The organism is Aeromonas sp. Prich7-2 (assembly GCF_017939255.1).
In the GTDB taxonomy this organism is placed as follows: Bacteria; Pseudomonadota; Gammaproteobacteria; order Enterobacterales; family Aeromonadaceae; genus Aeromonas; species Aeromonas caviae.
This window is the reverse complement of record NZ_JAGKRI010000328.1, coordinates 1-349: the sequence shown is the minus strand read 5'-3', so window position 1 is coordinate 349 and position 349 is coordinate 1. Positions and strand designations below refer to the sequence as shown.

At 60.7% G+C, this 349-nt stretch carries 1 pseudogene; it reads left to right on the top strand.

From position 1 onward, the window contains the following. Positions 1 to 349: pseudogene (locus tag J9892_RS22605) on the top strand (IS21 family transposase); the annotation flags it as partial.

The window sequence follows — 349 nt, the reverse complement described above, 5'->3', positions numbered from 1 at the left end:
TATGAGCAGCACCATTACTCGGTGCCGCACCAGTATGTGGGTCAGCAACTGGAGCTCCATGCGGGCGATACCCTGCTTCAGGTCTATCACCAGCAACAGCTGGTCGCGAGCCATCCGCGTAAAACCATCCCGGGGATGAGCACACTCCCTGAGCACATGCCGGAACGTCACAGCAAGCAGCAACGCTGGACGCCAGGGCGTCTTAAGCAGTGGGCTGCCGACATCGGACCGGGCACCTTGTGCTGGGTTAGCGAACGGCTGGCAGAGAAAGCCCATGCCGAGCAGGCATACCGACTCTGCCTGGGACTGCTGAGTCTTAGCCGGGAGTATCCGCCATCACGAGTCGAAG